Annotated in this window: 3 protein-coding genes; 1 reads left to right on the top strand and 2 read right to left on the bottom strand. The window is 60.3% G+C overall.

The annotated features are described in order from the left end of the window. Positions 1–189: 189 nt before the first annotated feature. A complete protein-coding gene (locus WEA77_RS11865; protein WP_368068096.1) occupies positions 190–555 on the bottom strand; it encodes a hypothetical protein in 366 nt (121 codons plus the stop codon). A 3-nt stretch (positions 556–558) separates the two neighbouring features. Continuing rightward, complete coding sequence (locus WEA77_RS11860; protein ID WP_368068095.1) at positions 559–1,830, bottom strand: methyltransferase domain-containing protein; 1,272 nt, start codon at positions 1,828–1,830, stop codon at positions 559–561. 96 nt (positions 1,831–1,926) lie between these two features. Here WEA77_RS11860 and WEA77_RS11855 point away from each other — a divergent pair, with 96 nt between their 5' ends. Continuing rightward, positions 1,927–2,241: an REDY-like protein HapK gene (locus WEA77_RS11855; RefSeq protein WP_368068094.1), complete on the top strand. Its 315-nt coding sequence runs from the start codon at positions 1,927–1,929 to the stop codon at positions 2,239–2,241. The last annotated feature ends 71 nt before the right edge of the window (positions 2,242–2,312 follow it).

Genomic DNA, 2,312 nt, shown 5'->3' with positions numbered 1-2,312 from the left:
TCGCCTGCGCCCTCGCCAATATTTTCATGCTGCGCCGAAAACTGATGCGCGCCTGACAGGACAGGTGCGCCCAAAGCGCACCGATGAGCCCGACCAGGGCAGAAAAACGGGCGAAAAAACCAGAATACGCGCGCTCAGAAAGCAAAATCCCAGCAAAAGCGCACCGTTTGAGAATTGATCAGACGTTCCCTAGTCCAGGCGGGCAAACTCGTCGGCAACCTCTTCGCTGGAGGCCTCATCGCCGCGGGCAATGGCTTCCCGGTCCTGCTGGAGAATACGGAGCACGCGGGCGACGTATTCCTGGGTCCAGGCGCCGCGCTCTGCAGCTTCTTCCTTGCTGGGCTCGAAGGCTTCGATCGCGGCCTTGCTCAGCTTTCCGTCACGTTCAAGCAGGCGCTCGACAGTGTCGAGGCGTTCACGCAGGACGGCGACTTCCTGCATCAAGACAAGCGTTATGTTCATCACACGCTCGACGTCCGTATCGTCGAGGAACCAGGGGCGTTTGCCTTTGGCCTTGGCGCCGGCAAGGAGTAGGGGATCAGGCTTGCTGGTCATGGCTCATGCCGCCTTCCAGGCGCCGATGACATGCCAGGCGGCCTTACGGCCATAGTCTTCCTGCTTGGTGTCCTTGGCGGCTTCGGGAAATACTTCCGGATCCACGACCGCGGTCACGCCGCCGTGGAGTATGGTCTGGCGGGGAAAGCCCGACTTTGCCATCCAGTCGTCCAGATCGACTTCGTGGAGCTTCGTCCAGAAAGGTTCGTTATTGTAGAAAGCGTCCCAGTCGCGCATGGCCTGTTCGAACAGTGGCATGTCCTCTGTGTACTGAGGTTGCTCCACATGCAGGACGATTCCGCCCGGCTTCAGAAGGCGGTTGGTCTCTGCAAAGATGACCGGCATTGTCTTGTAACTTGTCTCGTGCAGGAACATCGTCGACTGGATCCAGTCAAAGCTCTCGTTTTCGAACCGGCTCAGGTCCGCAACATCGGCCTGTACGAAGGTGACGTTTTCAATCCCCATGGATTTCGCCCGGGCGAGCCCATAGCGCAGCATCGGCGCGCCGGCATCGACGGCAATCACTTCGGCGTCCGGGAATGCCGCGGCAATCGGCAGGACATTGTGACCCAGCCCGCATCCGATATCTAGGATGCGCCGCGGTTTGAATTCGGGAAGGTTCTTGGCCACCCATTCGGCAACCGCCACGCCGCCGCCGTCATTGTATCGGCCGAGCATCCCGCCGGTCGTTGCAAAGATGCCTGCATCGTAATTGGCAGGACCGGTGACGTCGCCGGGGACGAGTTCCGTATGATAGCTCCCCGGCATGCAGTGATGGTCGATTGCCTCGGTCGAGCGGGGCTGTTCGAAGGCCGGGTCGAGAACTAGGCGCTTATCGCCTGCTGTGAGCAGGCGGACTTTCTCATTCAGTGCCTCTGCCTGGCGCAGGGTTACCCAGCGTCCGGCCTGCTGACGGGTCTCCATTGTGGCCCGGCGCAGCATTGACCACCATTGCCAGGAAGGGTCTCGCGCGAGGGCCTTGCGGACTTCGTGACGGTCCTTGAACGGGCGCCCCTCGGTGCTTTCGAAGGCAGGCTTCACCCGTGCCTCGAACGCTTCGGCGACACCCGGCATGAGGTTGGCTGAAAGATGACGGTTCATGTGCGCAAGGAAGTTGAACCGGGCAATCTCGTCATGACTGGTCTCGGGATACACGCCATGGCGCCCGACGACTCGGTAGTCTGGCGGGCCGTCATAGGGACGCTTCGTGGGCGGGGATTGCTCCGCGGCTGGCTGCAACGCGGGTGCCTTCTTGGTGCGGTGGGTGGCGGCCATGGCTTCAATTCCTTCGTCGGGCAGGCAAGTTCTCAATTGACCTTCGCCTAAAAGATATATCATTTGAGCGAGAGCGCCATAGGGAAGGTTACGGACATGAGCACCAAGATTGTCGCACTTTTCAATCTCAAACCCGGAATATCCGTTTCCGACTATGAAAACTGGGCGCGGACGACGGACATTCCGACGGTCAACGGCCTCAAGTCCGTCGACGGATTTGCCGTTTTCCGGTCGGTGGCCCTGCTCGGATCTGATGCCAGGCCGCCGTATCAGTATATCGAGATCATCGACGTCAATGACATGGACACGTTCGGCGGTGATGTGAGCACCGAGATCATGCAGAAGGTCGCGGGCGAGTTCCAGCAGATGGCCGCCGACCTCGTGTTCATCCTCACCGACAAGCTCGGCTGACGGGGAGGGTGCACATGACCCGGCCCCTCTCAGGCAAGACCGCTGTCATTACCGGATCTGGTCGCCGCAAG

The organism is Hyphomonas sp., from assembly GCF_040882205.1.
Lineage (GTDB): Bacteria > Pseudomonadota > Alphaproteobacteria > Caulobacterales > Hyphomonadaceae > Hyphomonas.
This window is presented reverse-complemented; position numbering and strand designations above follow the sequence as displayed.